This window comes from Microbacterium umsixpiens (assembly GCF_053543675.1).
Genome location: NZ_JBLVOH010000140.1, coordinates 3,465 through 7,891, shown reverse-complemented (window position 1 = coordinate 7,891; position 4,427 = coordinate 3,465). Strand labels below are relative to the sequence as shown.

The 4,427-nt window shown below is 70.4% G+C and carries 6 protein-coding genes and 1 pseudogene; 5 read left to right on the top strand and 2 right to left on the bottom strand.

Translation table 11 applies throughout. The features are described from left to right. The 4 genes from ACNPM4_RS14115 to ACNPM4_RS14100 all read left to right on the top strand — a co-directional run. A partial coding sequence (locus tag ACNPM4_RS14115; RefSeq protein ID WP_448986070.1) for a winged helix-turn-helix domain-containing protein occupies positions 1-311 on the top strand: 311 nt, incomplete at its 5' end. After that, positions 304-1,620: a sensor histidine kinase gene (locus ACNPM4_RS14110; RefSeq protein ID WP_448986069.1), complete on the top strand. Its 1,317-nt coding sequence runs from the start codon at positions 304-306 to the stop codon at positions 1,618-1,620. The genes ACNPM4_RS14115 and ACNPM4_RS14110, both read left to right, overlap by 8 nt. Positions 1,621-1,697: 77 nt before the next feature. Then, entirely contained in the window at positions 1,698-2,528 is an 831-nt protein-coding gene (locus ACNPM4_RS14105; protein WP_448986068.1) for a PepSY domain-containing protein, read from the top strand. Positions 2,529-2,651: 123 nt separating this feature from the next. Further along, positions 2,652-2,879, top strand: coding sequence for an RNA-binding S4 domain-containing protein (locus ACNPM4_RS14100; RefSeq protein ID WP_029264302.1), 228 nt, complete (start codon positions 2,652-2,654; stop codon positions 2,877-2,879). Between the two features lie 9 nt (positions 2,880-2,888). Here the strand turns inward: ACNPM4_RS14100 and ACNPM4_RS14095 are convergent, their stop codons facing one another. Next, positions 2,889-3,341, bottom strand: coding sequence for a hypothetical protein (locus tag ACNPM4_RS14095; RefSeq protein WP_448986067.1), 453 nt, complete (start codon positions 3,339-3,341; stop codon positions 2,889-2,891). Between the two features lie 98 nt (positions 3,342-3,439). Further along, positions 3,440-4,063 (bottom strand): LysE family translocator, encoded by a 624-nt coding sequence (locus ACNPM4_RS14090; protein WP_372467707.1) that lies wholly within the window; start codon positions 4,061-4,063, stop codon positions 3,440-3,442. A 98-nt stretch (positions 4,064-4,161) separates the two neighbouring features. On the opposite strand from ACNPM4_RS14090, the pseudogene ACNPM4_RS14085 reads away from it, so the two are divergent. Further along, a pseudogene (locus ACNPM4_RS14085) lies at positions 4,162-4,427 on the top strand (Lrp/AsnC family transcriptional regulator); the annotation flags it as partial.

The window sequence follows — 4,427 nt, the reverse complement described above, 5'->3', positions numbered from 1 at the left end:
GCCCCGCGGTCCTGGAAGCCGGCGACCTGCGACTCGACCCCGCCGCCCACCGCGTCTGGCGAGGCGACACCCCGATCACGCTCACCGCGCGCGAGTTCTCGGTGCTCGAGTATCTGATGCGCCACCGCGGCCAGGTGCTGTCGAAGCGCGCGCTCATCGAGGGCGTCTGGGACGACGACTTCGACGGCGACCCCAACATCGTCGAGGTCTACGTCGGGCACCTGCGCCGCAAGCTCGACAAGCCGTTCGGCCGCGAGGCGATCGAGACGATCCGCGGTGCGGGCTACCGGCTGGCGGCCGACGGTGGCTAGTCGCAACTGGCGCTCGGTGCGCGGGAGGACCACGCTCGGGGCGACGGTCGTCGTCGCGGTGGCGTTGCTCATCGGCGCCTTCTCGTTCTACGGGGTGCTCAGCGCCAGCATCCACGGCAGCACGGAACGGGCGGCCGAGCAGCGCCTCGACGAGCTCGCCGAGCGCAGCGACGGACCGGGCCGCGGCGGGATCGACGCCCTCGAGGACGAGTTCGTGCAGCTCATCGGCGCCGACGGATCGGTGCGGGCGGCCAGCGAAGACGCCAGGGAAGCGCTCGGTGCCGCGGCCCTGCCCGTGTCCGACGACCCGCAGACGCTGACCGTCGACGGGGAGCGGATGCTCGTCGTCTCGGACGACCTCGATGACGACCAGACACTAGTGCTGGCCGTTTCGATGGATGACGACGCCGAGACCCTGACGACGGTCGCGACTCTGCTCGCCATCGCCGTGCCCCTGCTCCTGCTGCTCGTCGCGGTGACCACCTGGCTCGTGGTCGGCCGGGCGCTCCGACCGGTCGAGCGCATCCGCGAGAAGGTAGACGGCATCACCGCCGAGCGCCTGCACCGGCGCGTGCCGGTGCCCGAGACCGCGGATGAGATCGCGGCGCTCGCGACCACCATGAACGGGATGCTCGATCGACTCGATGCCGCGGCCACCGCGCAGCGACGCTTCGTGTCGGATGCCTCGCACGAGCTGCGCTCCCCCCTCGCGACCATCCGTCAGCACGCCGAGCTCGCGCAGGCCCACCCCGACGTGACGAGCATCGGCGAGCTCGCGGAGGTCGTCTCGGAGGAGGGGCTGCGCCTGCAGGGCATCGTCGAGTCCCTGCTGCTGCTCGCCCGCCTCGACGAGGGCGCGAGCACGCACGACGAGGCGGTCGACCTCGACGACATCGCGCTCGGTGAGGTGCGCCGGCTGCGCGCGGCCGGGTTCGATGTCGACGGCTCCGGCATCCAGGCGGCCAGGGTGAACGGCGATCCCCGTCTGCTCGGCCAGCTGTTGCGCAACCTCGCCGACAACGCCGTGCGGCACAGCCGCGGCCGGGTCGCGATAGGCGTGACCCCCTCGGGCGGTCACGTGTTCGTGACGGTCGAGGACGACGGCGCCGGCGTGCCCGCCGAGGAGCGCGACCGCATCTTCGAGCGCTTCGTCCGCCTCGACGAGGCGCGCAGCCGCGATGCCGGTGGCAGCGGACTGGGTCTCGCGATCGCGCAGGGCATCGCCGCATCCGCTCGCGGAACGCTCGCGGTCGACGACTCCCGCTGGGGCGGCGCCCGCTTCGTCGTCACGCTGCCCCTCGGCGGCTGAGCGCTGATCGGCCGTTCCTGAAGACCGCTTCAGGAGGCTTCAGGGAGGCTTCAGCGCCGGCGCGAGACCATCGGGACATGGACGACAAGACACCCACCCCGGACCAGACTCCCGACCAGACCCCCGCGAGCACCCCGGATGCGCAGACCGTTCCGGTCACCCCCGCTGCGGACGCGGCCACGCCGGCAGCCGGTGTCGGGCAGCACCCCACGTTCCCCGCGGCCGAGCCGGTCGCCACCCCCGCGGCATCCGCGCCGAAGCCCGGGCGCAAGCGTGCACTCCTCATCGGTGGCGGTATAGCGGCGGCCGTGATCCTCGCGGGCGGCGGTATCGCGGTCGGGGCGGCCATCGGCGATGAGTTCGGCGATGACGACGACCGGTCTTCGATGTCCGACGGCCCCCGTCACGACGAGGGAGCACCCCAGGGCGATCACGACGACGATCGACAGGACGACGACAGCACCTCGTCGAACGACCGCGGTCCGGTGACCGGCATCGGCACGGCATCGGCCGACGAGCTCATCGAGATCGCGGATGCCGCACGAGGCGCCGCCGAGGGCGAGGTCACGTCGATCGACGCGAAGCGTGACGGCACCTGGGAGGTGCAACTCACGACCGCCGACGGCACCGAGACCGACGTCCGCGTCGACGAGACCCTCGCCGCTTCCGTGATCGAGACGGATCCGGCCGACGGCGACGACACCGGTCCCGCGCTCACCCTCGACGACGCGACGATCCGCTCGCTGGTTGACGCCGCGCTCGCGGAGGCCGACGGCATGATCACCGACCTCGACGTGGACGGCGACGACGTGAGCCCCTACGACGCGTCGGTCCTCACATCGGACAACCGCTCGATCGACATCGACTTCAGCGCCGACTTCGCCGTGGTCGGGACCGACATCGACTGAGCCGAGGGTTTCGTCCTCGCGGCCGTCCTTCGACGCCCGATACTCCCGATGCCGCCGCCCCTCCCCCGAGGCGGCGGCATCGTCATGCGCCGGGGCGGACACGGCGACGGCTAGCATTCAGGGATGAGCACCTCCGGACCGATCGACGACATCTCCATCGGCGGCGAAGTGATCCGCCTCGGACAGTTCCTCAAGTTCGCCGGCCTCCTCGACTCGGGCGGCGACGCCAAAGAGGTCATCATCGACGGATACGTGACCGTCAATGGCGAGGTGGACCGACGCCGCGGACGCCAGCTGCGCGACGGCGACCTGGTGTCGTTCGAAGGCCGAACGGTGCGCGTCCGCCCCTGACGCGGGAGCTCAGCGGACGTCGCGCGGCAGGACCTTCGGCACGGTCACGACGATCAGGGCGATCAGCAGGCCGACCAGAGTCACATCGGCCACGATGTACGCGTAGTGCGCCCAGTTGGTCCCGGCGGCGGCGAGTCCCGCGATCACCAGGTCGCTGCGCTGATTCAGCACGGGGCGGATGACGGCGACCTCGACGACGTAGACGAGCCAGATCGCCCCGAGGATCCCCAGCGTCGCGCGCCCCGCCCGCGCGCGCAGGCTCACCACGGTGAGGACGATGAGAACCGCTCCCGCGAGCACGTTCAACGCCGTGAACACGAGTCGCCCGATGCCCAGCCCGATCGGGATCGTGACGCCCGGCGCCAGGAACTTCAGCGGCGCCTCCAGGAATGAGATGGCGATGATCGCGCCGAGCAGGAACGCCGGCAGCAGCAGACGGAGGGCCGTGGTCGTGCGTGCCATTCCCGTCACCGGTTCCCTTCGCCTGCAGATGGATCCGTGTCCGACGCTACGCCGACCTCTCGATCGAGGCGCCGCCGAGCACCGTGCTTAACCGCTGCTCACAACCACTCGAACACCTGCTCGATGAGGATTCCGACGCCGATGACGGTCATCGCGATGCCGGCGAGGCGGGTGACCAGCGAGCTCGCGCGCGGCCGGGTGCGCAGCAGGCGGCGGGCGAGCAGTCCGACCGTCGTGTAGACGATGGCGATGTTGAGCAGGTGCAGTCCGCCGAGCGCGAGCATCTGCGTCGTCGACGACCAGCCGTCCGGACTCGTGAACTGCGGCAGCAGAGCGAGCAGGAGCAGCAGCCCCTTGGGGTTGATGCCGCTCACTCCCGACCCGCGCAGGAACTGGGACCATCCGCCGGTCGCGATCGGCTCCCCGCTCTCGGTGATCGGCGCCGGGCGGCTGGCGAGCGTCGTCGCGCCGAGGAAGATCAGATAGAGCGCGCCGACCACGGTCAGGGTCGTGAGCGTGACGGGATACGCGGTGACGAGCGCGCCGAGCCCCAGCGCGACGGCGACGATTACCACCGTGTAGCCGGCGAGCATCCCGAGGATCGAGGGTGCGATCGAGCGGGCGCGCAGCCCGGCCGATATCGCGTACGCCCAGTCGGCACCGGGGGTCAGCGCGAGCATGACCGCGACCAGCCAGAACTGCATGACCAGTGCGATATCCATCGGTCCTCCTCAATCCGAGGAAGAGACTACGAAGGATCCCGCGAAAGGTGCTTCGATTCTTCGCGTGCTGGCGGCCGAATCCTGCAAGACTTGTCGCCATGGATGCACTTGACCGGGAGATTCTCTCGCTACTGCAGGACGACGGCCGGATGAGCGCCACGAACCTCGCTTCGCAGGTCGGTCTGAGCCTCTCGGCCTGTCATCGACGACTCAAGGAGCTGGAGCAGTCCGGTGCGATCGAGCGCTACCGCGCGGTGGTGGCCCCGAAGGCGGTCGGGCTCACGTTCGAGGCCATCGTGTTCGTGACGATCGGGCGCACCGACAAGGACACCATCGTCGCGTTCGAAGAGGCGGTCGTGGCCAT